This window comes from Lactiplantibacillus songbeiensis (assembly GCF_005405125.1).
GTDB lineage: Bacteria > Bacillota > Bacilli > Lactobacillales > Lactobacillaceae > Lactiplantibacillus > Lactiplantibacillus songbeiensis.
The window spans coordinates 32,119-54,805 of record NZ_BJDL01000018.1 but is presented as its reverse complement, the minus strand read 5'-3'; the positions used below and the strand labels follow the sequence as shown (position 1 = coordinate 54,805).

20 protein-coding genes, 1 pseudogene and 1 other annotated feature are annotated in these 22,687 nt (G+C 45.0%); of the genes and pseudogenes, 18 read left to right on the top strand and 3 right to left on the bottom strand.

Features of this window, described 5'->3' with window-relative positions:
• Positions 1-29: 29 nt before the first annotated feature.
• The gene (locus tag FFM77_RS07345; protein WP_137635124.1) at positions 30-500 is read right to left on the bottom strand and encodes a heme-degrading domain-containing protein; all 471 of its coding nucleotides are present in this window, start codon (positions 498-500) and stop codon (positions 30-32) included.
• Positions 501-676: 176 nt separating this feature from the next.
• On the opposite strand from FFM77_RS07345, the pseudogene FFM77_RS07340 reads away from it, so the two are divergent.
• From FFM77_RS07340 to FFM77_RS07325, 4 genes and pseudogenes are all read left to right on the top strand, one after another.
• Positions 677-886 (top strand): annotated as a pseudogene (locus FFM77_RS07340) (substrate-binding domain-containing protein); the annotation flags it as partial.
• A 240-nt stretch (positions 887-1,126) separates the two neighbouring features.
• Entirely contained in the window at positions 1,127-1,591 is a 465-nt protein-coding gene (locus tag FFM77_RS07335; RefSeq protein WP_137635122.1) for a Panacea domain-containing protein, read from the top strand.
• The gene (locus FFM77_RS07330) at positions 1,591-2,001 is read left to right on the top strand and encodes a hypothetical protein (RefSeq protein WP_137635121.1); all 411 of its coding nucleotides are present in this window, start codon (positions 1,591-1,593) and stop codon (positions 1,999-2,001) included. Before FFM77_RS07335 ends, FFM77_RS07330 begins: the two co-directional genes overlap by 1 nt.
• A gap of 254 nt (positions 2,002-2,255) precedes the next feature.
• Entirely contained in the window at positions 2,256-3,284 is a 1,029-nt protein-coding gene (locus tag FFM77_RS07325) for an aldose epimerase family protein (RefSeq protein WP_137635120.1), read from the top strand.
• A 96-nt stretch (positions 3,285-3,380) separates the two neighbouring features.
• On the opposite strand, the gene FFM77_RS07320 is transcribed toward FFM77_RS07325, so the two are convergent.
• On the bottom strand, positions 3,381-4,841 hold the full coding sequence (locus FFM77_RS07320; protein WP_137635119.1) for a sugar porter family MFS transporter: 1,461 nt from the start codon (positions 4,839-4,841) through the stop codon (positions 3,381-3,383).
• 291 nt (positions 4,842-5,132) lie between these two features.
• On the opposite strand from FFM77_RS07320, the gene FFM77_RS07315 reads away from it, so the two are divergent.
• From FFM77_RS07315 to FFM77_RS07255, 13 genes are all read left to right on the top strand, one after another.
• The gene (locus tag FFM77_RS07315) at positions 5,133-6,299 is read left to right on the top strand and encodes a galactokinase (protein WP_137635118.1); all 1,167 of its coding nucleotides are present in this window, start codon (positions 5,133-5,135) and stop codon (positions 6,297-6,299) included.
• A 574-nt stretch (positions 6,300-6,873) separates the two neighbouring features.
• A complete protein-coding gene (gene galE / locus FFM77_RS07310; RefSeq protein ID WP_137635117.1) occupies positions 6,874-7,878 on the top strand; it encodes a UDP-glucose 4-epimerase GalE in 1,005 nt (334 codons plus the stop codon).
• A complete protein-coding gene (locus FFM77_RS07305) occupies positions 7,878-9,344 on the top strand; it encodes a UDP-glucose--hexose-1-phosphate uridylyltransferase (protein ID WP_137635116.1) in 1,467 nt (488 codons plus the stop codon). The genes galE and FFM77_RS07305 overlap by 1 nt, the downstream gene beginning before the upstream one ends.
• Positions 9,345-9,362: 18 nt before the next feature.
• Positions 9,363-10,364 (top strand): LacI family DNA-binding transcriptional regulator, encoded by a 1,002-nt coding sequence (locus FFM77_RS07300; protein ID WP_137635115.1) that lies wholly within the window; start codon positions 9,363-9,365, stop codon positions 10,362-10,364.
• A gap of 671 nt (positions 10,365-11,035) precedes the next feature.
• Complete coding sequence (locus FFM77_RS07295) at positions 11,036-12,427, top strand: FAD-dependent oxidoreductase (RefSeq protein ID WP_137635114.1); 1,392 nt, start codon at positions 11,036-11,038, stop codon at positions 12,425-12,427.
• Between the two features lie 12 nt (positions 12,428-12,439).
• The gene (locus tag FFM77_RS07290) at positions 12,440-12,940 is read left to right on the top strand and encodes an LURP-one-related/scramblase family protein (RefSeq protein ID WP_171001573.1); all 501 of its coding nucleotides are present in this window, start codon (positions 12,440-12,442) and stop codon (positions 12,938-12,940) included.
• 194 nt (positions 12,941-13,134) lie between these two features.
• The gene (locus tag FFM77_RS07285) at positions 13,135-13,938 is read left to right on the top strand and encodes a hypothetical protein (RefSeq protein WP_137635112.1); all 804 of its coding nucleotides are present in this window, start codon (positions 13,135-13,137) and stop codon (positions 13,936-13,938) included.
• A gap of 79 nt (positions 13,939-14,017) precedes the next feature.
• Positions 14,018-14,998, top strand: a complete 981-nt coding sequence (locus FFM77_RS07280) for a serine hydrolase (RefSeq protein WP_137635111.1) — start codon at positions 14,018-14,020, stop codon at positions 14,996-14,998.
• Positions 14,999-15,534: 536 nt separating this feature from the next.
• Positions 15,535-16,530 (top strand): dihydroxyacetone kinase subunit DhaK, encoded by a 996-nt coding sequence (gene dhaK, locus FFM77_RS07275; protein WP_137635110.1) that lies wholly within the window; start codon positions 15,535-15,537, stop codon positions 16,528-16,530.
• Positions 16,531-16,544: 14 nt separating this feature from the next.
• Positions 16,545-17,132: a dihydroxyacetone kinase subunit DhaL gene (gene dhaL, locus FFM77_RS07270; RefSeq protein ID WP_137635109.1), complete on the top strand. Its 588-nt coding sequence runs from the start codon at positions 16,545-16,547 to the stop codon at positions 17,130-17,132.
• Positions 17,129-17,497: a dihydroxyacetone kinase phosphoryl donor subunit DhaM gene (gene dhaM / locus FFM77_RS07265; RefSeq protein WP_137635108.1), complete on the top strand. Its 369-nt coding sequence runs from the start codon at positions 17,129-17,131 to the stop codon at positions 17,495-17,497. The genes dhaL and dhaM overlap by 4 nt, the downstream gene beginning before the upstream one ends.
• A gap of 16 nt (positions 17,498-17,513) precedes the next feature.
• On the top strand, positions 17,514-18,221 hold the full coding sequence (locus FFM77_RS07260) for an MIP/aquaporin family protein (RefSeq protein WP_137635107.1): 708 nt from the start codon (positions 17,514-17,516) through the stop codon (positions 18,219-18,221).
• A 166-nt stretch (positions 18,222-18,387) separates the two neighbouring features.
• Positions 18,388-18,678: a type II toxin-antitoxin system HicB family antitoxin gene (locus FFM77_RS07255; protein WP_137635106.1), complete on the top strand. Its 291-nt coding sequence runs from the start codon at positions 18,388-18,390 to the stop codon at positions 18,676-18,678.
• A 93-nt stretch (positions 18,679-18,771) separates the two neighbouring features.
• Here the strand turns inward: FFM77_RS07255 and brnQ are convergent, their stop codons facing one another.
• Positions 18,772-20,163 carry a branched-chain amino acid transport system II carrier protein gene (gene brnQ, locus FFM77_RS07250; protein ID WP_137635105.1) on the bottom strand — a complete coding sequence of 464 codons (1,392 nt, stop codon included), beginning with the start codon at positions 20,161-20,163 and terminating at the stop codon, positions 18,772-18,774.
• A gap of 71 nt (positions 20,164-20,234) precedes the next feature.
• Positions 20,235-20,489, bottom strand: a binding site (T-box leader).
• A 384-nt stretch (positions 20,490-20,873) separates the two neighbouring features.
• Here brnQ and FFM77_RS07245 point away from each other — a divergent pair.
• Positions 20,874-22,616 (top strand): ABC1 kinase family protein, encoded by a 1,743-nt coding sequence (locus tag FFM77_RS07245; RefSeq protein WP_137635104.1) that lies wholly within the window; start codon positions 20,874-20,876, stop codon positions 22,614-22,616.
• Positions 22,617-22,687 lie beyond the last annotated feature (71 nt).

Sequence of the window (22,687 nt, the reverse complement as noted above, 5' to 3'; positions counted from 1 at the left end):
CGATTTTGGGGTTATCAATGGTCTTATTTTTAGGCCGAAGTCAATTGGTCTTTGAGCATCGTTAAAGCCTGGTAGGCGAGATCGTGGTCTTCTTCATCGGTTAAGCCGGAGACAACCAAGCTACCAATGATCCCCGTACCGGTAATGCCAATCGGGAAGCCACCACCAACAATTGCATAGTCTTGATGACTTAGGCCGCCTTTTTGATAAAAACTTTCGGGATCATCACGATACTTAGCTTTTTCAAATAGCGAACTGTGGTCAAAGGTCGCGACTACATTGGCTTTTTTACGAATCCAAAGATTATTTTCATTGGTCGTTTGAGTGCCAGCGTGGAAGAAGACTTCCCGTTGATTGAGCTTGATTAAAATACAAACCCGGTTAAAGTTAGCTTGGCCAATGGTCTTTAGGTCAGCTACTAGTGTGTCAATATCGGCTAGTCCGAAATGAGGCAATTGAGCCGCCTGTTCTTGAGCAATGATTTCAGTTAATGAGCGCATAAGAGTCCTTCTTTCTATAGGTTAATTGTCAATCTAAGGAAGGGTTATCGTCAATCAAATACAGTAATCGTTTTCATAAATAGATTTAATGGATCCAATTAAGTAGATAAAAAGGTTCTCGCCCAGCCACATGCCTTTTTAGTGGATAATGATGCCATGGGAGTGAAGCCAAGCTTGCGGTGCCCCAACGAGTTAGCATTATTGGTTTCAATGATAGCTTAGTGGCAACCTATACGAATCCACAGTTAAGTACGGTTCATGCCTACAGTGAAGAGATGGGTAAATTAGCCATTGACCAATTAATTCGTCGCATGCAAGATCCGGAGCGTTTACCGCGGATGGTGACGTTACCATCGAAGATTATCTATCGAGAAAGTTCAGTTTAAGGTTAAATAGTGTGTAAAAATCCCAACTAAGATGGTTTTTATCAAATTATCTTAGTTGGGATTTGATTATTGTTAGGTGATTTGTATGTGTAGGAGTTATTGGTTGCTTTAGACTTACTTAGCCAGTAGTATACCTGTTGATACCAAAAAAGATACTGTAAATTTACGTGAATTATATCTAATAGTTACAATTTAATGGTATTCTGAAATTAGAGTTATAACGTTAAAAGGAGGGGTATAATGACGACACAATATACGGCTGACCAGGTTGCCGATTGGTATTTGGCTCAGGATAGTATGTCACCGAAGAAGCTGCAGAAGTTGCTTTACTATGCATATGCATGGGTTTTGACCCTGACAAATGAAGATGATCATCATCTGGATAATCAGTTATTTAATGATCACTTTGAGGCTTGGGTACATGGCCCAGTTTTACCAGAAGTTTATCGTAAGTATCGCGAATATGGTTATCACAATATTCCCAAACAAGTTAATGTACCGCAATTTTCAGATGAAGTTGAAGATATTTTGCAGCAAGTCTGGGAAGAATATGGTAGTTATACTGCTGATGAATTGGAAAGTATTACGCATCAAGAAAAGCCTTGGCAAATGGCACGTCAGGGAATATCACCTTTAAATGCCAGCTCCAAAGAGCTTAGTGACCAGGCTATTTTTGATTACTATATGGCTCAGTCGGTGATTTAATGGCAAGAAAAGTTGCGAATCGGAAAAAACCGCATGGAATGGTCAAAAATAACACGGATAGTGGGTTAGTCGAAAAACTTTTCATTGATTTTAATCACTATCCTAATTGGACCCATGCATATGTCGGACGCAAGTTTACTAATGCATTGTCGAATGAACATGAGGCTGCGCAACATTTTTTCTTCTTGATCAACGAATTTTTTGGTGATATTGAAGCAAATATTAAGCCAATTTTAGCTAATAATCAAAGACATTGCCACCGTTTGACAGATGTAGAGCGTGAACTGGCGTTAAAAGTGATAGGAAAATTACATCCTAATGTCAAGCTAGATGAGGAGTCAAACATTTGGCAATTAGCCGCGAAGCGTAGTTCTGGTATTCGGGTTATTGGTGTCATTGTGACTGAATAGCTCTATTATTTTTATCCATTGTTTATTGATCATCATCACCTCTTGTTGCCATCAAAAAAGTACAATCAACGTGACTATAAGAAATATAACTTTTTACCACAAGAGTCTTGGTAGTTGACCGCTCAAAAGGAACTGATCCTTTTGGCGGTCGATTTTTTGTTGAATTTAAACGTATAAAAAGTAAAAATTTACTAAATAAGATAAATTTATCTGCTATAATGAAAACGGTTTATTAAACACGGAGGTGTCCTATAGTGGAAACAAAAACAAGTGATTTTGGCGCAGTCGACGGCCAACCGGTGATACGCTATACATTAATTAATGATCAACAGACTCGTATTTCAGTGCTTAGTTATGGGGGGACTTGGCAAGAATTCGTCGTCAATGAAGATGGCGTTGAGAAGCCGCTAATCTGGAGCTTAGATAGTATGGCTGATTACCAGCGTGTCGGCTTTTGTTTGTGCCAGTCGATTGGTCGGGTCGCTGGTCGAATCGGCGGCGCCCAATTCAATATCGATGGACAGACGTATCATGTGGATATGAATGAGAAGACACATTCCTTACACGGGGGTGCGCATGGTTTTAATACGTTACATTTTGCGGGTGAATTGAGTCAAACTGCTGATAGTGCTAGTGTGACGTTGCGTCGTCATATTGACCATACTGAGGATAATTACCCGGGAAATTTAGACGTGCAGATTAAGTTCACGTTAACGAATGATAATCGGGTGTCGATTGCCTTTACGGGTGATACGGATGCGGCTACTTTATTTAATCCGACTAATCATGTGTACTGGAACACGACTGATGACCGGACGAGCTTAGCACAACAATGGTTACAGATTCATAGTGCGACTCATTTGGAATTTAATGACACGAAGATTCCGACTGGTAAACGACTTTCTGTTAAAGACACGGCGTATGATTTCAATTATCCGCAACCAGTACAAGATTCACTTAACCAATTAAAAGTGGAAACGGATAAGATCGAATTCGATGATGCTTATGAAGTCACACCAAGCGCTGATCAACCAATTGCGAGTGTTGGTGATTTAGCCGGTAAACGTCGAGTTGATTTGTATTCAGATCGGAATAGTCTGATTATTTATACGGCTAATCCATTTGATCAGGATCAACAAAAACAACATCATTACAACGCCTTAGCAACGGAAGCACAAACATTGCCTGATGCCATTAACCATGCTGGCTTTGGGGATATTGTGTTACGTCCTGGCCAGCCGGTCACACAGACGATTAGTTATCAATATCAAGCTTTAAAGTAACCGAATAAGGCAAAAAGTTAGGGCCACAGCAATTGCTGTGGCCCTAACTGTACCTAATAATTACTATTATAATAGCACAAATTTCTAATCATGACATTACTTTTGTTTCGATTTCTTATGCGTGGGCAGCTGAGCTTGGGTTTCGTTTTGACTTTGAGCCAAGTTGACGGTTGTCTCAGTTGCTTTAGCGTGATCTTTTGGCCAGAAGAAGGCTTCGATTTCTTCCAAGGTCTTATCCTTAGTCTCAGGGACGAAGAAGTGGACCCCCACAAAGATAATGATATTCATTACGGCAAAGAAGATGAAGGTGTTGCGACCGCCCCAAGCACTTAACATGACCGGTGTGAATTGACCAACAGCCCAGTTAGCACCCCATAAGAAGACGGTACAAATTCCAGAAGCCCGTGCCCGTAAGTAAGTTGGGAAGAGTTCGGGAATCATGATCCATGGAATCGGCCCCATGGAGATGGCAAATGAAATGACGAACCCAAATAGACTGACTAAGAGCAAAGTCCCATTACCGGTCGCAAAGGCATAAGCAATTGCTGCGGACCAAGCGGTTAATAAGACCGCGCCAATCATTAAGAGCTTTTTACGCCCAGCGCGATCAATCATTAAGGTGGCGCCAATCGTGGCAATCATATTGACGACCCCAATTCCAGCAGTGGCCATAAATTCAGAGTTACCACCAAAGCCGGCTGTTTGAAAAATTTGGGGACCATAATACATAATGACATTCATCCCGGCTGCTTGATTACAGAAAGCTAGGAAAATCCCAATAAGTAAGGCGCGTCGTAAACCTGGTTGGAATAATTTAGCTAGAGTTGAGTTACGGTCACGCCGAATCGCCGTGGCGATTTCAGTCATTTCATGTTGTGCGCCAGTTTGACCGTTGATTTTGACTAAGATGTTAAATCCCTGTTCAACTTTCGTATGTTGAATCAGCCAACGCGGACTTTCAGGGGCAACGACTAAGGCAATGAAGAAGAGTAAAGCCGGAACCGCGCCAATGCCAAGCATCCAGCGCCAACCAGTAACTTCGCCCCAGTGATAGCCACCCTGGTTCACGATTAGAAGATTCACAAAGTAAGTTAAGGCAATCCCAATCGTGGTCAAAAGCTGATATAAGGAAGATAACGTTCCGCGAATCGCCGCGGGGGCGACTTCGGAAATATAGGTAGTAGCTAATGAGGAGGCTAACCCGATCCCAATTCCGCCAATGATGCGGGCACCGACTAATTCGGCTGGGGTGTGGGTCATGGCTGAAAGTAAGGCCGCGATAAAGAATAAGCCCGCGCCCCACATTAAGATCATGCGCCGACCAAAGCGATCACTTAAGAACCCTGAAAAGGCAACCCCGATAACCCCGCCAATCATAATACTTGAGGTAATGAAGCCTTGTGCAGCCGGTGAGAGATGATAGAACGTCTTTAAAAAGCCAATGGCCCCTGAGATACAAGCAGTATCGTAACCATATAGTAAGCCCGCCATCCCGGCGGCAAGTGAGATTAAGATGACGTAGAATTTACGGCGGGTATTTTTCTCTGTTGATGCCATATTTTAAATCCTCCTAAATAAGGTAACTGTTTTGTTGTTTGTTTACTAAAGTTTACTTAAAGCAGTTTAGTTCAAGGTGTAACGGATTGTCAAGCGCTTTCTTTACTTATTTAACCTGACTCAAGTGACATTAATGATGGAAAATGGTAAGTTGACGCGGTTTTGAGCCGATGAAAACAAGTTGATAAAATGAAAACGATTAAAACGTATTGACGCGAACCATGAAAAGGCTTATATTTATGTCAGTAAAACTTTTAGTAAAACAACTAAAAACAAACGGAGGCTCTATTTATGAAAACCAGCGACTTAAAACAAGAATTTAAAGCAATCTTTGATAGCGAACCAGAACGGGTCTTCTTCTCGCCCGGCCGGATCAACTTAATTGGTGAGCATACGGATTATAATGGTGGGCACGTTTTCCCATGTGCGATTACGATTGGGACTTACGGCGTCTATAAAGCTCGTCAAGATTCGACGGTTCGGATGTATTCCGCTAATATCGCTGATCAAGGGATTGTTACCTTTGATATCAATGATTTAAGTTATGATAAGGCCGCTGGTTGGACTAATTATCCTAAAGGGATGATGGACGAGCTAGTTAAGACGGGTGTGACTTTCGACCATGGCTTTGACTTATACGTCCATGGCAACATGCCTGATGGTGCCGGTTTATCATCGTCAGCGTCGATTGAACTATTAACGGGGATTGTGCTAAAGACCGCCTTTAACTTGAAGGTTAGTCAATTGGATCTCGTCAAAATTGGCCAAAAGTGTGAAAACAACTATGTCGGTGTTAATTCAGGGATCATGGATCAATTTGCGGTCGGTATGGGTAAAAAGGACCAAGCAATTTTACTAGATACCAATACGATGGATTATTCATATGCGCCAGTTAAGCTCGGCAACCACGTTATTGTGATTATGAATACGAATAAACGACGGGAATTAGCTGATTCAAAGTACAACGAACGGCGCTCCGAATGTGAAGAAGCCTTACGTCGGTTACAGACAAAACTGGATATTAAATCATTAGGTGATTTAGATGAACACCAATTTGATGAAGCAGCTTACCTCATTAATGATGAAACCTTAATCAAACGTGCCCGCCATGCTGTTTTCGAAAACCAACGTGCGATTCGCGCAACGAAAGCTTTAGCCGCGGATGATTTGACGACTTTTGGCACGTTAGTTACGGCGTCACATGTGTCGTTACACTTTGACTATGAAGTAACTGGTAAAGAGCTTGATACGTTAGCCGAAAGCGCTTGGCAACAACCAGGGGTCTTAGGTGCCCGGATGACCGGGGCTGGTTTTGGCGGTTGTGCGATTGCAATTGTGCAAAAAGACCAAGTTGACGCTTTTAAGGAAAATGTTGGGCAAGCTTACCGTGATGCGATTGGGTATGACGCTAGCTTTTATATCGCTGAAATTGCGGATGGCCCACGGGAACTTGCTTAGAGTGTGAGGTGAAGCGGGTTGGGGTCGAGCATTGCCTAGTATCTAGAATGACCCGGTGATTTTCCGAGTCGTTCTAGATGCGTAGCAAGCGGAGTCCCCAGCTTTGCCGAGCACGTTTCGGCAAACTAAATAGAAACAAACATGTTTGGTACTAGTTGGATTAGGGTGCCACTCTGGTTGGGCCAGAATCGGCTGGAACGTGGTGGCCACGTTTTCGAGCCATAGTGCGGTCTCGAAAGCCGGGCTTTATCTAAGTCGGAAAACCACGACTAAGATAAACGACACCACTGAGCCAATTCTGGCCCGCCCGGCGTTAGTTAGTCGATATTTATAAAATGTTCAATCAACAAATTTAGCCGAGCCGTTGGGTCCTAAAATGCTCAGCCATGGCGTTCCAGTGTTTTAGGAACCAACCGGCAGGCGGCAATTTCAACTAGCATCAGGTATACGATTGTAGATGGGAAGCGCCTTTGAAACAGAGAGACTTTACAAAGGTAGCGCAAGTAGCGGAGTAACAGCTAGCTACTTTAAAAGGTAAACATAAAACAAACAAAAAATCAGGAGGAACTAAAAAATGGCAGTTTTGGTACTAGGTGGCGCCGGTTATATTGGGTCACATGCAGTTGATCGATTAATTTCAAAGGGTTATGACGTGGCCGTCGTTGATAATTTGGTTACCGGTCATCGGGCTGCAGTCAATGCTAAAGCGCGGTTTTATGAAGGTGATGTGCGCGATAGTGACTTTTTGAATTCAGTATTCGATCAAGAAGATATTGAAGGGGTAATTCATTTCGCTGCTTTCTCAGTAGTTCCGGAATCAATGAAGAAGCCGTTAAAGTATTTCGATAATAATACGGCTGGGATGATTAACTTGCTAGAAGTGATGCATGCGCATGACGTTAAGCGGATTGTCTTCTCATCAACCGCCGCAACGTATGGCGAACCTAAACAAATTCCGATTAAGGAAACTGATCCGCAAGTGCCAACCAATCCTTACGGTGAAAGTAAATTAGCGATGGAAAAGATCATGCATTGGTCGGATGTCGCCTACGGAATTAAATTCGTGGCCTTACGTTACTTTAACGTTGCTGGTGCCAAGCCGGATGGCAGTATTGGTGAAGATCACCATCCCGAGACCCACTTAGTGCCAATTATCCTTCAAGTGGCGGCTGGTGAACGCGACCAATTGCAAATCTTTGGTGACGACTATCCAACTCCTGATGGGACCAACGTTCGTGACTATGTCCACGTAGTTGATCTGGCTGATGCCCATATCTTAGCGTTGACTTACTTGCAGCAAGGTCATGATAGTGATGCCTTTAACTTAGGTTCTTCAACTGGTTTCTCAAACAAACAAATACTAGATGCGGCCCGTGAAGTCACGGGTCAGCCGATTCCAGCGGTAATGGCCCCACGGCGGGCTGGTGACCCTAGTACGTTAGTGGCGGCTAGTGATAAAGCCCGTACCATGTTAGGTTGGGACCCACAGTTCGATGATGTTAAAGAAATTATCAAGACCGCTTGGAACTGGAAACAGACTCATCCTAAAGGCTACAACGATCGAGGAGGCCAAGCTTAATGACAACTGTTGATCAATTTGTGCAGGCTGTGTTGGCGTCACCATCGCCCTACACTGGCTTAGATCAAATCTATGTCCACAATCGCATTTTAGCGCTGGTCGGTGACGATAATCCAGTTACTGCTGTCGATGACCAACTAACGAGCTTAACGGATGCGTTAGTCCAAACGGCGCTCACTAATGGCAAAATTGAAGACACGCCATCTGATCGCGATATTTTAGCTGATCAGTTGATGGACTTAGTCACACCATTGCCATCAGCGTTAAATCAGACGTTTTGGAACAAGTATCAGACGAGTCCGCAAGCGGCGACGGATTATTTCTACCACTTAAGTAAAGCCAATGACTACATCAAAACGCGGGCGATTGCTAAAAACGTGGTCTTCCCAGCGACGACGGACTTTGGTGATTTAGAAATCACCATCAACTTATCGAAGCCAGAAAAGGACCCGAAAGCCATTGCGGCGGCGCGTAATCAACCGCAAGACGGCTATCCACTTTGCCAGTTGTGCATGGAGAATGAGGGCTACTTAGGGCGCTTAGGTTATCCTGCCCGCAGTAATCATCGGATTATTCGTTTGACGCTTGGCGGTGAAACTTGGGGGTTCCAATATTCGCCGTATGCTTACTTCAATGAACATTCGATCTTCTTGGACCAAGTTCATCGGCCAATGGTGATCAATCGTCAGACGTTTAGTAACTTGCTCGAAATCGTGAAGCAGTTCCCACATTACTTTGTCGGTAGTAATGCCGATCTCCCGATTGTAGGTGGCTCGATGTTGTCACATGAACATTACCAGGGTGGCCGACATGTTTTTCCAATGATGAAAGCGCCGATTGCTCGTCAGCTGGATTTAGGGATTGCTGGGGTTGAAGCCGGAATTGTAAAATGGCCGATGTCGACGATTCGTTTGACGAGTACCGACCAAGTCGCCTTGTTGGATGCGGCTACTAAGATCCATAACGTTTGGATGAACTATTCTGATGAAAGCGTGGATGTCAGAGCTTATACTGATAATGTCCGGCATCATACTACGACGCCGCTTGCCCGGAAAGTCGGCGATCAGTATGTCTTAGACCTTGTTTTGCGGGATAATCAAACGTCCAAGCAATATCCAGACGGCATCTTCCATCCACATCAGGACGTCCAACATATTAAGAAAGAAAATATCGGCTTGATTGAAGTCATGGGTCGCGCGATTCTACCAGCGCGGTTGAAGACCGAACTTCAAGAGGTTGCAAAATATCTCTTAGGCCGTCATAATCAAATGGTAGCGATGCACCAACCGTGGGCAGACGCGATTAAAGCGAAGACTGATATTACTGCGGACAACGTTGATGCGGTGATCGACCGTGAAGTTGGCCAAGTCTTTGCGCGCGTCTTAGCTGATGCCGGAGTCTTCAAGTGGGATGCCGCTGGTGAAGCCGCATTCAATCGGTTTGTGGCCGCGGTTAAAGCAGACTAAATCAAGGGGGCCAAATCAATGGCGACAACTTTAAAAGATATCGCAAAAGAAGTCGGGGTTTCGCTGGCGACGGTCTCGCGCGTCTTAAATTATGATCAATCGTTATCAGTTGGCGATGAGACCCGGCAACGGATCTTCACCGTTGCGGATAACTTACAATATTCAAAGAATAAACGGCATACCAATCCGTCTGTCGCCAAGAAAAAGTTGGCAATTGTGCAATGGTATTCTGAATCCAAAGAACAAGATGACTTGTACTATATGTCGATTCGAATGGGAATCGAACGTCAAGGTCAAGCTAAGCAGTTTGAAGTGACGCGGATTTTCCAGAGTGATACGGGTCAGCTGGATGCCGATGTCGATGCAATCATTGCGGTCGGTAAGTTTAGCCCGCAACAAGTCGATGCCATGGCGACGTTGACGGATAAGTTGGTCTTTGTTGATAATGACCAGTTTGCAGCCGGTTTTGACAGTGTTTTGACGGATTTTAAATTGGCGACGGAACACGTTGTTGACTACTTCTGGCATCAGGGCATTCAAGATATTGGCCTAATTCACGGGATAGAAACGACGACTGACCATGCGTTACAAGTACCGGATCAACGCTTGCTTAGTTTTAAGCTGGCAATGGATAAGCGCCATGCGTATAATCCAAAAGCTGTTTTTCAAGGCGACTATACGAGTCAGTCCGGCTTTTTAATGATGAAGCGCGCGATTGAAACGTTAGGTAAAGATTTACCACGCGCGTTCTTTATTGCTAATGATCCAATGGCCGCTGGAGCGTTAAAAGCGTTGCAGTCCGCAGATATTAAGGTGCCGGAACAAGTTAAATTGTTTAGCTTTAACAATACTTCGTTAGCAACTTTTGTTTATCCGGAGTTGAGTTCGGTGAATGTCGAGACGGAGTTAATGGGTGAAACGGCGGTCAACCTGATCGTCAATCGCCTACAAACGGGCCGTAAAGCCCCCCAACGCGTGGAATTAGGTACTAGCCTAGTGGAACGTGATAGCACTAAATAAATCGATTAATTACAACTACTGTCAAAATTTGACGGTAGTTTTTTTATTAGTTGCCACTCTGGTTGGGCCAGAATCGGCTGGAATGTGGTGGCCACGTTTGTGAGCCGAAGAGCGGTCTTACAAGCCGGGCTTTGACTAACCCGGAAAAATCACCGGCTAAGTCAAACGACACCACTGAGCCAATTCTGGCCCGCCCGTCGTTAATTAGTCGACATTTATAAAATGTTCAATCAACAAGTCTAGCCGAGAGGTTGGTTCCTAAAATGCTCAGCCGTGTCGTTGGCCTTAGTGCGAGTGGTCTGCTCGGACTTAGGCCAAGGCCAATTTTGGAGACCGTACTTTGGCTTCAAAATGGCCCATGGCGTTCCAGCGTTTTAGGAACCAACCGGCAGGCGGCAAGTTAGGCTGGTACTAGAAGTTGGAAGATTGTTAGTTCAGCTTACTAAAGTGAGGGCGGTAGTGCTTGAGTTGCGATTGGTGACACTAATTGTTCAAAATGGGCTAGCTGTTATAATTAGTAAGTAAATCGTGCAAGATATACTTTTAGAATGTCGAGGTTTGGTGTTACACTGGAAGATAATTATGACGTAGAGAACGCGTCGTTAAAAGTGTTAGTCATTAATAATTTTTAACGATAACTATACATACTAAAAATAAACGAGGGTTGACTCATGAAGATTGTGATTGTTGGGAGTACGCATGCGGGGACTGCAGCCGCGAAACAAATTTTGAAGCGCCATCCAGAAACGGACGTCACGGTGTATGAGCGTAACGATAATATTTCGTTTGTCTCAAGTGGGATTTATTTGTATTTAACGGGGAAAATTGATCGTTTAGAGGATATGTTCTATGCGTCACCAGAAGACTTAGTCAAGATGGGCGCAACTGTCCGGCTTAAGCATAATGTGCTACGGATCGATACGAAGACGAAAACGTTGCAAGTCGCTGATATGCAGACTGGGAAAGTCTTTAATGATACTTACGACAAGTTGATTATGGCGACCGGTTCATCTGTGGCTGTGCCGCCAATTATTGGGATTGACCAGATGAATGTCCTGTTATGTAAAAACTATGAACAGGCCCAGGCCATCTATGCGAGTGCCAAGGAGCATCACCATATTGCGGTGATTGGTGCGGGTTATATGGGGACGGAATTAGCCGAAAGTTATGCCGAAACTAATCATGAAGTGTCGTTATTTCAGTCGCATGATCAGATCCTAAATAACTATATTGGGCCAGAATTATCTAACAAAGCCATCCAGTTATTGAAAGACCATGGCGTGCATTTACACATGGAAGAACGGGTTACAAGCTTTGATACGGCGGATGATGGTCAGGTCATCATCGAATCATCGGGTGGTAATTATCGGGCAGACTTGGCAATTGTCTGTACTGGATTTGTCCCGAATACGGACTTGTTGCGCAAACAAGTCAAGATGGATCGACATGGGGCACTCATTATTAACGATTATGTGCAGACCTCGGACCCTGATATCTATGCGGCTGGCGATGCATGTGTCGTCAACTTCAATCCGACTGGGACGCCAGCCTATACGCCGTTAGCGACGAATGCATTACGGCAAGGAGCGTTGGCCGGTATCAATGTTTTCGGTGATATTCAGCCTTATATGGGGACCCAGGCGACTTCGGCAATGAAGTTATTTGACTACACGTTGGCGACCACGGGATTAACGTACGTTGCCGCCAAGCGCGACAAAATGCCAATTCGCCATGTCGTCTTTGACGGCCCCTATCGGCCAACTTACATGCCGAATCCGACCGAGTTATTGATCGATTTAGTGTATAACTATGAAAATCGGCAGTTGCTGGGGGCACAATTCTGGAGTAAACATGATGTGTCGCAATCTGCAAATACGATGTCGGTTATGATTCAAAATGGTAATACCATTGATGACTTGGCTTATGTCGATATGCTGTTCCAGCCGAATTTCGATGAACCGTTTAATTATTTAAATCAGGTCGGTCAACAGGCGGTGGAGCAAGAATTACAACTAGGCAACGACCAGCCACGGGTCACCGCGACTGGTAATTGGCAAAACTAGCGGAGGGTAATGATGCGACAACTTTATCTCAATCAAAAGGTCTGGTCCGTGCGCGAAAAGTTTGCGGTTTTAGATCATCAAGATCGTCCCGTCTATCAGGCGGTTGGTAGCTTGTTTAAGATACCAAAACACTTTGATATCTTAGATTTGCATGATCACATTGTGGCCACCGTAACCAAGCAGCCGTTTTCCTGGTTACCACGCTTTTATTTAAAGATTGGTGACCAGCAAGTGGCGACGATTCAAAAACGGTTTACTTTTTTCAAGCCGCGTTATGATTTAGTCGCGGCCGGTTTAACGGTGACGGGAGACTTTTGGGACATGAATTTTGATGTCAGTCGAAAGGGCCAGTTAGTCGGTCGGGTGGCGAAACGCTGGTTCAGTATCGGCGATAAGTATGAGATGACGATTCAGGATTCAGCTGATGAATTGTTGATCGTTGGACTGGTCATTGCGATTGATTATGTCAAACGGGTTGAAGCCGCCGCTGCCAGCAGTTCTACTAGTAATTGAAATTAACATTTATGGGTGCTGATAATCAGATCAGTGCCTTTTTTGTACGGTCAGTTAACCAGCTAACGTGGCTTGCTAGACTGAAATCATTAATCCCATGACTAATATTTGGCGTCGCTTATTGTAGTTATGACAGAGTTAGTTTACACTAAAAATTGTAAATGATTTTAGCAACAATCTTTGGAGGAGTTTTTATGATAATTAAAAAACGGTGGTTAGCCGCATTGGTCACGTTACTAGCAGTTGGTAGTTTAGCTGGTTGCGGGTCCAACAATGCGGGTAGTGGTAAGGTGTTGGGTAAGCATGCCAGCAGTAGTCAGACTAGTACTGCAAAATCAACCAGCACCACGGATAACAGTAAGCTGAAAAAGGCGGAAGCCATCTTAAAAGATGCCCAAGCTTTGAATGCAGACGGTAAGTATAAACAATCTAACAAAAAGCTAAGCTCAATTGATTTAGCGGATTTAAATAAAAAGTCATTCAGTGCTTTGAAGACCGAGTTCTTCACGTTGCAGAAGAGTAATGACAAGTTCTTGTTGAAGAAGAGCAAGGACAGCAGCAATAAATCAACAACGACTAAGAGTGGTAATACGGCCACCACCACGACAGCCAAATCGACGCCCGCAACGAATAATAGTTTTGACAATTATTCTAAGTTTGTCGGCGATTACTCATTCTATAATTATGATGAGGATCGGTTACAATCTGACTTAACGATCAGTTCTGATGGGACCGTTGTCCAGAATAATACGGACGGATCGGCTTTCCATGGGGTCGCGACGGTTAAAGCATCCGGCGCTTCGGGCATCTTATCTTACGATGTGACTTCGGATTCCAGTGATACGAAGAGTATCAAAGCTGATGTCGAAATTGACGTCACTTGGAGCGGCGGCGACCATGAAACCTACTATGGGTATACCTCTTATGATAATTACAGTGTCTTAACGGATGGTAAATCATATGACGGCGACTTAGTTAATGAAGTCTGGGTCCAATAATGAACTGAAACCGTGCTAAACCAGCTTGAAATTAGCCGGCTTGGCATGGCTTTTTTAGTTGGATACGAGGAGATTAAAAATGAAAAAATGGGGTATCTTACTTTTAGGGAGTCTCTTAGGTGTTGTCCTGTTGAGTGGTTGCCAGTCAAAATCAACTAAAGTCGCACCTAAAACGAGTTCAGCTAGTCGGCAGTCAGCTAAAACCAGCGCATCTCAGTCAACATCTAAAGCGAAGTCGGCCGTTGCTAAACGAGCAAGTTCAAAGCCTAAAGCGGCAGTAGCTTCACCATTCAAAGGTATTGTTCAACAGACGATGGGTAAGCTAGGTGGTCAGAATTCAGTCTATATTCAGACGACCACGGGGCAAACGTATCAGTGGCATAATCAATCGCAAAAGGCTGCCAGTGATATCAAATTATTCATCTTAGCGACCGTTTATCAACAAGTTGCCGCTGGAAAATTGAATTTGGCGACAACCTATACTTTGAAAGCCACGGATAAGGTTGGCGGTACGGGGAGCTTGCAAGGGATGGCGACTGGCTCGACATTTACAATTCAGGAATTACTCCATTATATGATGACGGTTAGTGACAATACGGCGACCAATATTGTGATTGATGAAGTTGGTGGGATTAGCGCCGTCAATCAGGAAATCAAACGATTAGGGGCGTCACAAACGGTGTTGCGCCGCAAAATGATGGATCAAAAAGCGTTGACGGCGGGTCGGGATAATGTCACGTCGGTGCGTGATCTGGGGCAATTGTTGATGAAATTATGGCATCATCGGTTAATCTCGGCAACGGCTGATACGGCGATGTTAAAGTTAATGGCGGCGAACACGAACCATACGAAGCTACCAAAGCTACTGCCAGGGACGCGGACCGTTTACAATAAGACTGGTGAGTTTGATACTTATGGCGTTGAAAATGATGCGGCTATTTTCGTCCAAGGTCAGCGGGCAGTCGTGATTGTGGCTTTGTCACAAGGCGGGCAGTTATCACAGCAGGTACCGGCGATGAATCAATTGGGTAAACAGGTGGATGTGACGGTATTTAATTAGTAGTGTTAGGAACATGAAATTGGTTGATAAGATAAATTGTAAATTGACCAAGTTGGTCACTTACAGAAGTTAAATTTCTGGGTGGTACTGGCTTGGTTTTTGTTTTAGACTGATGATAGGTTACTATATGTGGTGCTGCTTAGGCTTTAAATGATAGTAGTTGACGCTTGGTCTTGAAAACTGACCTTGGCCTAAGTCCGAGTAGACCACTCGCATTAAGGCCAACGACATGGTTGAGTATTTTAGTAACCAACTTCTCGGCTAAATAAGTGGATTATGAATAATCAATCGTTGATTTTTCAATCCCCGTTAGTTAACGCCGGGCGGGCCAGAATTGGCTCAGTGGTGTCGTTTATCTTAGTCGGTGATTTTCCGACTTAGATAAAGCCCGGCTTGGAAGACCGCCCTTTGGCTTTCAAACGCGGCCACCACGTTCCAGCCGATTCTGGGTCAACCAGAGTGGCAATTTAAGTCAACTAGCACCAAGCGTAGTAGCTATAATTGTAAGCGAATTCAAGAAAGGATTGTGACTCATAATGAAGAAAATTCTGAATGATCCTAAAGACGTTGTCTCCGAAATGGTCGATGGGCTAGTGCGCGCTTATCCGCAATATTTAATGCAACTACCGGATACCACGGCGATGGTACGCAGCGACCAAGCCTCAATGGTTGGTAAAGTTGGTCTCGTCAGTGGTGGTGGCAGTGGTCATGAACCGAGTCATGCGGGCTTTGTTGGCAAAGGGATGCTGAGTGCGGCCGTGGCTGGTCAAGTCTTTACATCACCAACCCCAGACCAGATCTATGCCGCCATTAAAGCGGTTGACCAAGGTAAGGGCGTGTTTTTAATCATTAAAAATTACTCAGGCGATGTGATGAATTTTGATATGGCGAAAGACATGGCAGAACTGGATGATATTGATGTGAAGTCAGTGGTCGTTGACGATGATATCGCGGTCGAAGATAGTCTGTATACCCAAGGTCGGCGCGGTGTTGCGGGGACGGTACTGATGCATAAAGTCTTAGGGGCAGCCGCAGATCAAGGGGCTAGCTTAGATGAACTTGATCGGTTGGCCCACGCGGTCTTACCGCAGATTAAAACGATTGCGGTCGCCTTATCTGCGGCCACAGTCCCTGAAGTCGGCAAGCCCGGTTTTGAATTGGCCGATGATGAGATTGAATATGGGGTCGGAATTCACAGTGAACCCGGATATCGCCGCGAAAAGATCAAGCCATCTAAAGCCTTAGTGGCAGAATTACTAGGTAAATTAGATGAGTCCGGCCATTTAGACAGCCAGCATCAATACGCCGTTTTAGTGAACGGCATGGGTGCGACACCGTTAATGGAACAATACGTCTTTAGTCATGACCTATTGGATGCTTTAGCTGAAAAAGGGATTAAACCAGCTTTTATGAAAGTTGGTAATTATATGACGTCAATTGAAATGGCGGGTATCTCATTGACCCTATTTGACTTAACCGATGCTAAGTGGCTGGATTATTTGAACTATCCCGTTGAAACGATTGCTTGGTAGAAAGGACGGATGGCATGTTAACAACAACGCAAACGATCGCGTGGTTAAACAACTTCGCGGATAAGATTGAGACGAATAAGGCTTATTTGAATGACTTGGATACGCCGATTGGTGATGGTGATCACGGGAGTAACATGGTCCGTGGCTTGACAGCCGTTAAGGCGACTTTAGCTGATAAAAGCGACGCCGATTTAACAACAGTTTTCAAAGCCGCTGCGCTGGCGTTAATTAGTAAAGTTGGCGGGGCGGCTGGACCGTTATATGGTACGGCTTTCTTGGAAATGGCTAAGGCCAGCAAAAACGGGGACGCTGATTTAGACCCCCTGTTAACTGCAGCTTTAGCTGGACTTAAGAAGCGTGGTGGCGCTGTCGCGGGTGACAAGACGCTGATCGATGTTTGGACACCAGTGACAGCGGCTGTTCAGGCGGATCAATTAACGCCAGCCGTTATTAGTGAAGCTGTTGAAAGGACCAAGCCAATGGTAGCTAAAAAAGGCCGCGCGTCCTACTTGGGTGACCGGTCAATTGGGCATCTCGATCCTGGTGCCGTCTCCAGCGGATACTTATTTACTGCCTTACTAGAAACGGTGGCGCAGTCATGAACTTAGGCATTGTCGTTGTTTCACATGTGCCAGAAGTGGCGGCTGGTGTGGTTACATTGATCAAGCAAGTGGCCGCTAATGTGCCGATAACTTACGCTGGCGGGACTGACGACCAGCTGATTGGGACCAGTATGGCCAAGATTAGTACGGCTTTTGAAGATAATTCAGCTGACGAACTATTGGCCTTTTATGACCTTGGCAGCGCGAAGATGAATCTTGAAATGGCGATTGAAATGAGTGATAAAACGGTGCATTTATACGACACGGCGTTAGTCGAAAGTGCGTATACCGCGGCTTCTTTACTGCAGGCTGGGGTGCCGTTAGCAGCAGTTGAAGCGCAGTTAGCGCCATTAAAAATCAAGTAAGGGTCGGTGAAGCGGGATGCAAGGATTTTTAGGTGAATTTTTAGGAACCATGGTTTTAATCGTTTTTGGGGTTGGTAGCGGTGCGGGGGTTAATCTGAAACGCACGTATGCGCACGCGCAGAATTGGACGTTTATCTCTTTAGCTTGGGGATTAGCCGTTACATTTGGCGTTTATGTCGCAGGTCAATTCGGGTCGCAAGGTCATTTGAATCCAGCCGTGACGATTGGGTTTGCGTTGTTTGGGTTCTTCCCTTGGGCACAAGTCTTGCCTTATCTACTCGGACAATTCTTAGGTGCGTTTGTGGGCGCGGCCATTGTGATTGTGCAATATTATCCACATTTTAAAGCTGCTAAGCGCCCAGTAGATGGGAATACGGTCGGCATCTTTGCTACCGGGCCAGCGATTCCCAATCCCGTCTTTAACTTTTTAAGTGAAACGATTGCGACGTTTTTCTTTATCTTCCCATTATTGAACTTAGGGAACTTTACGCAAGGCTTGAAACCATTGATTGTGGGCTTATTGATTGTTGTGGTTGGGTTAACCCTTGGCGGAACGACCGGCTTTGCGATCAATCCGGCCCGGGATTGGGCCCCGCGGTTGGCGTACACGATTTTGCCTGTACCGAATAAATCTAGTGCAAACTGGTCATATGCTTGGGTACCGATGTTTGGCCCCTTATTAGGCGGTATTTTGGCCGCGGGATTGCAAGCTTGGATTGCTTAAGCATGCCTGTGAAGTCTGACGATGTGGTCAGGCTTTTTTTGATTGGGTTGCCAAGTACAGTTAGCGATAATGACTTTAAATCAGTCAGCGTTGTAGCCGTATTTGGTAGGTACTTGATGAGTAGTCGTGGTAAGCTCAAGGCAAACATTCACTAGAGGTGGCTATGATGAACGACCGTTTTCGTGTTTATCCAGTGAATATTAGTTATGAACCTGATGATACTGATGTACCATACTTGGTCACAATTCCGCTGTTTGACGGTGTGACGCAAGGGGTGTCGGTCGCCGACAGTATGCGAATGGCGCGTGATTATATTGAGTTAGTAAGTTGTGACTGGGACCCAGATGACCTGCCAGCTGGGTCGACCGATCTGCCGGTACCGCTACATCCGGGTGACTTGGTGGTGTTAGTCGATGTTGATTTAAATCGTTATCGTCAGGGGATTGAAGTATTGTAATCTGAAACTGGCGCCACAAAAACAACCGCTAACGACGAGCAAACTCAGCTGAGCTGGTTTCGTCATTAGCGGTTGTTTTAGGTTTGAAAATAATTAATCGCGGTTGCCAACCGTCGTCGTGGCGTGATTACGTGATCGTTGTCGCATCATGTAATGTAAAGTGCCAAAGACCGCGCCAACTAAGGCGGGCACTAACCAGTCCATGCCACTAGTAGCTAATGGCATGAAACTTTGAACGTGCGCCATGGCTTGTCCAAGGGCACTTTGGCTAACGACGGCAGGAAAGGCCGCGACCATGTCGAAGACGGCGGGGACCACGGTGAAGACAACGACCCAGCGGTAAACAACGGCGTCTTGATGGAACAATGGTGACAAGATTGATAAGAAGATCAACGCCATTGCGAGTGGGTAGAGGAACATTAACACGGGTGTTGACCAGGCGATGATTTGGTTTAAGCCGATGTTAGCAGTCAAAAATGATGCTAAACAAGTGATCCGTAACCAAGCTTTGTAGCTTAAGAAACTGAAATGCTTATGGAAATCTTGGGCAAAGGCCGCAACTAAGCCAATGGCAGTCGTTAAGCAAGTGGTGATGATTAAGACGGCTAACACGGCTTGGCCGAAAGTGCCCATATAGTGATTGACGATTTGATTAAAGGCGATCCCGCCATTAGCAGAAAGTTTGAACATGCCTAATGATTGGGCACCGACTAAGATTAATAAGACATAGATCAAGCCTTCAAATGACATGGAGAATAACCCAGCGCGGGCAGTGACCCAAGCGGCTTTGTTCGGGTCAGTTTGACCCATGAATTTAACAGCCGTGACGATGGTAACGCCTAAAGCCAAGCCGGCTAAGGCATCCATTGTGTTATAACCTTGTAAGAAACCATTTGTAAATCCAGCACTGACGTAAGCGGCGGTCGCAGTCGTGTTGCCAGCGTGAGCGAGTGGACTGCTAAAAGCAACGAAGAACACGACGACTAAGAGTAAGAGGAATAGGGGATTAAGTAGCTTCCCGACCCGATTCATGATTTTATGTTGTTCTAGTGATAAAACGTAAGCTAAGCCAAAGAAGACGGCTGAGAAAACGAGTAAGGCAACGGTTTGATATTTAGCTGCGAAGAATGGTGCCAGCCCAACAGTAAAGGAAACTGTGGCGGTCCGTGGTGTCCCGAAGAATGGGCCGATGGTAAAGTGAATCAAGACCATGAAGACGATGGCGAAGGTTGCACCTAAAGGCTTCCCAATATCATAAACGCCTTTGGATTTTGTGACACAGACCGCTAAAACAGATAATAATGGCAATAAAACAGCGGTGACTAAGAATCCAACGGCGGCCATGCCCCAGTGACTACCGGCTAATTGGCCGAGATGTAAGGGGAAAATCAAGTTGCCGGCCCCGAAGAAGAGCGCGAAGATCATGGAGCTTAACGTGACATAATCACGTTTGGTTAAGTTTCGTTTTTGAACTTTATTTAGCATATATGTAAACCTCCATAATTTTAAATCGGTTAAACAAAAAACGTCCTTGCAAGCTGAGTTTTGACTCAGATTACAAGGACGTTTAAAACGCGTTACCACCTTAGCTTCACGATCACATTACTGTCATCGCCTTAAAGGTACGGTCAGTGACCGGTCACTGACGATACCCTGGCTCGATAATGGGAGCACCCAACGACAACTAGCACCTACGCTTCGTCATCGCCGCTCAAAACTGATTTTCGGTTACGGCTTCTTTATGCCCTCTCACCAAGTCGGCACTCTCTAAAAAAGAAGTCGCAACGTACTGTGTTTATCAACGCGTTTGTTAACCGTTTTTTAATGTGTCTTTAATTTACAACCAGTTTGAGAAATTGTCAACGTTTTTTCTGAAAAAGTTTAAATCGGTAGTGCGAACTGGTTGGGAATGATGGATAATGGAGATAATTATTTGTGACTCTGGTTGGGCTAGAATTGGCTGGAACGTGGTGGCCGCGTTTATGAGCCAAAGTGCGGCCTCATAAGCCAGGCTTTGACTAACTCGGAAAATCACCGACTAAGTCAAACGACACCACTGAGCCAATTCTACCCCGCCCGGCGTTAAATGGATTTAAAATTCGTTGACTGGCTGCTTGATTCAAAGAATTTATTTAAAGCAGTCCCAAGCAGAATCACAGTAGAACTAAATTTAAAATAAGAAAGCAGGTGACGGCATGGCGACAACCGATTCAAAACGTATCCCCACTTGGCAGAGTAACCAAAATCGGCATACCCGATTTCGAACGATTGTCAGTGTTTTACGTCAATATAATGTATTGAGCAACTTAGCGCGCCAAAAACACCCGAGTCAAGTCCGGATGGCTTTTGAAGCGTTAGGACCGACTTTTATTAAAATTGGCCAAATCTTGTCTTCGCGGACGGATATCGTCAAGCCGGCATTTGCTAATGAATTTAAAAAGCTGCAAGACAATGTTCGCAGCGATGATTTCAGTGTGGTCAAGCAAACGATTGAAACGCAGACCGGTAAGCCGATGACTGACATGTTTGCCGATTTTGATGAGCAGCCATTTGCTTCGGCTTCAATGGGACAAACCCATCACGCAACTTTACTGAATGGTCAAAAGGTGGTAGTGAAGGTCCAGCATCCGGGGATTGACGCAGAAGTTGCGCTGGATATTTCATTGTTTGAACGGGCGTTACCGTTATTGAAGTATATCCCGGAATCGTCGGTCGTTGATTTACGTGAAATGGTCGCTGAGATTAAACGATCATTATTCAATGAATTGGATACAAGTATTGAAGTCCGTAACGGCACCCGTTTTTACCGATTGAATAATCATGATGATATTATTCAAGTTCCACGAGTTTACGCCGATTACAGTACCCAAAAAGTATTGGTCAATCAATATATGGCGGGGACGAGTATTCAACATTTTCTGGCGAAGGTGACGGCTGCCGATGCGGATGAGAATCATCAGTACGATGACGAGCGGCGGTATTTAGCCCATACGTTAGTGACTAATTTCTTAAAACAAGTTTTTGAAGATGGTTTTTTCCATGCCGATCCGCATCCAGGGAATATTTTGTTACGGGAATTGAAGTCGAGCGATATTGGGTATACGGATAAAGCGCCGCGTAAGCCCGGTCATTTAGGACAACGGACGTTACCACCGTATCGCCTAATCTACTTGGACTTTGGCATGATGGGGGCGATTAGTCCGGCATTGATGGACGGGATTGCGAACGTGGTCATCGCCGTCACAACTGAAAATACACGGCAAGTTGGGAAAGCCATTCTTGCCATTTCTAATCGGACTGGCGAAGTTGATGAAGAAGCGTTTTTTAGTGCGTTGGCCCCATTTTTAGGTCAGTATTATAATTCGGGCTTAGGCGATATCGACTTTCAAGGATTGCTATTTGAAATGGTTAAAGTTTGCCGCAATAATAATATTCAAGTTAATCCGGCGGTGACATTGCTTGGCAAGGCGTTTGGGACGATTGAGGGTATTGTTGAGATCTTGGATCCAAGTCTTTCTATGATGGATGTCGCCCGGCCATTTGCGCGTAAATATATGCGTGAGCATTTGAATCTACGTAATGAGCTAGAAGATGCAGCCTTGGCAACGTTGCAAGGCATCCGCGATACGCCTAAGTTACCATCCCGGTTATTGTCCGCCTTGGATACATTTGAAAATGGGCAGACCCGCGTGAATATCGTGTTCTCACATCGTAAGCAATTCATTGATCGAATTGATACGATGGTCAATAAAGTGGTACTGGCGGTGATTCTGGCCGCATTAATTGTGGGCTCATCGTTGTTAGTCCAGAGCCATTCCGACAATAGTTGGATTACCAACATTGGGATATTTGGCTATGTAACGGCGGTGGTCGTGATTATTGGGCTGACAATTGGCACGCTGCATTCGTGGTATCGACATTGGCGCCGAAAACCCTAACCGTTATTTATCAGTTGGATAAGTTAAATTAAAGCCGCATGGTCACTGCTTTTGGCAGTTGCCGATGCGGC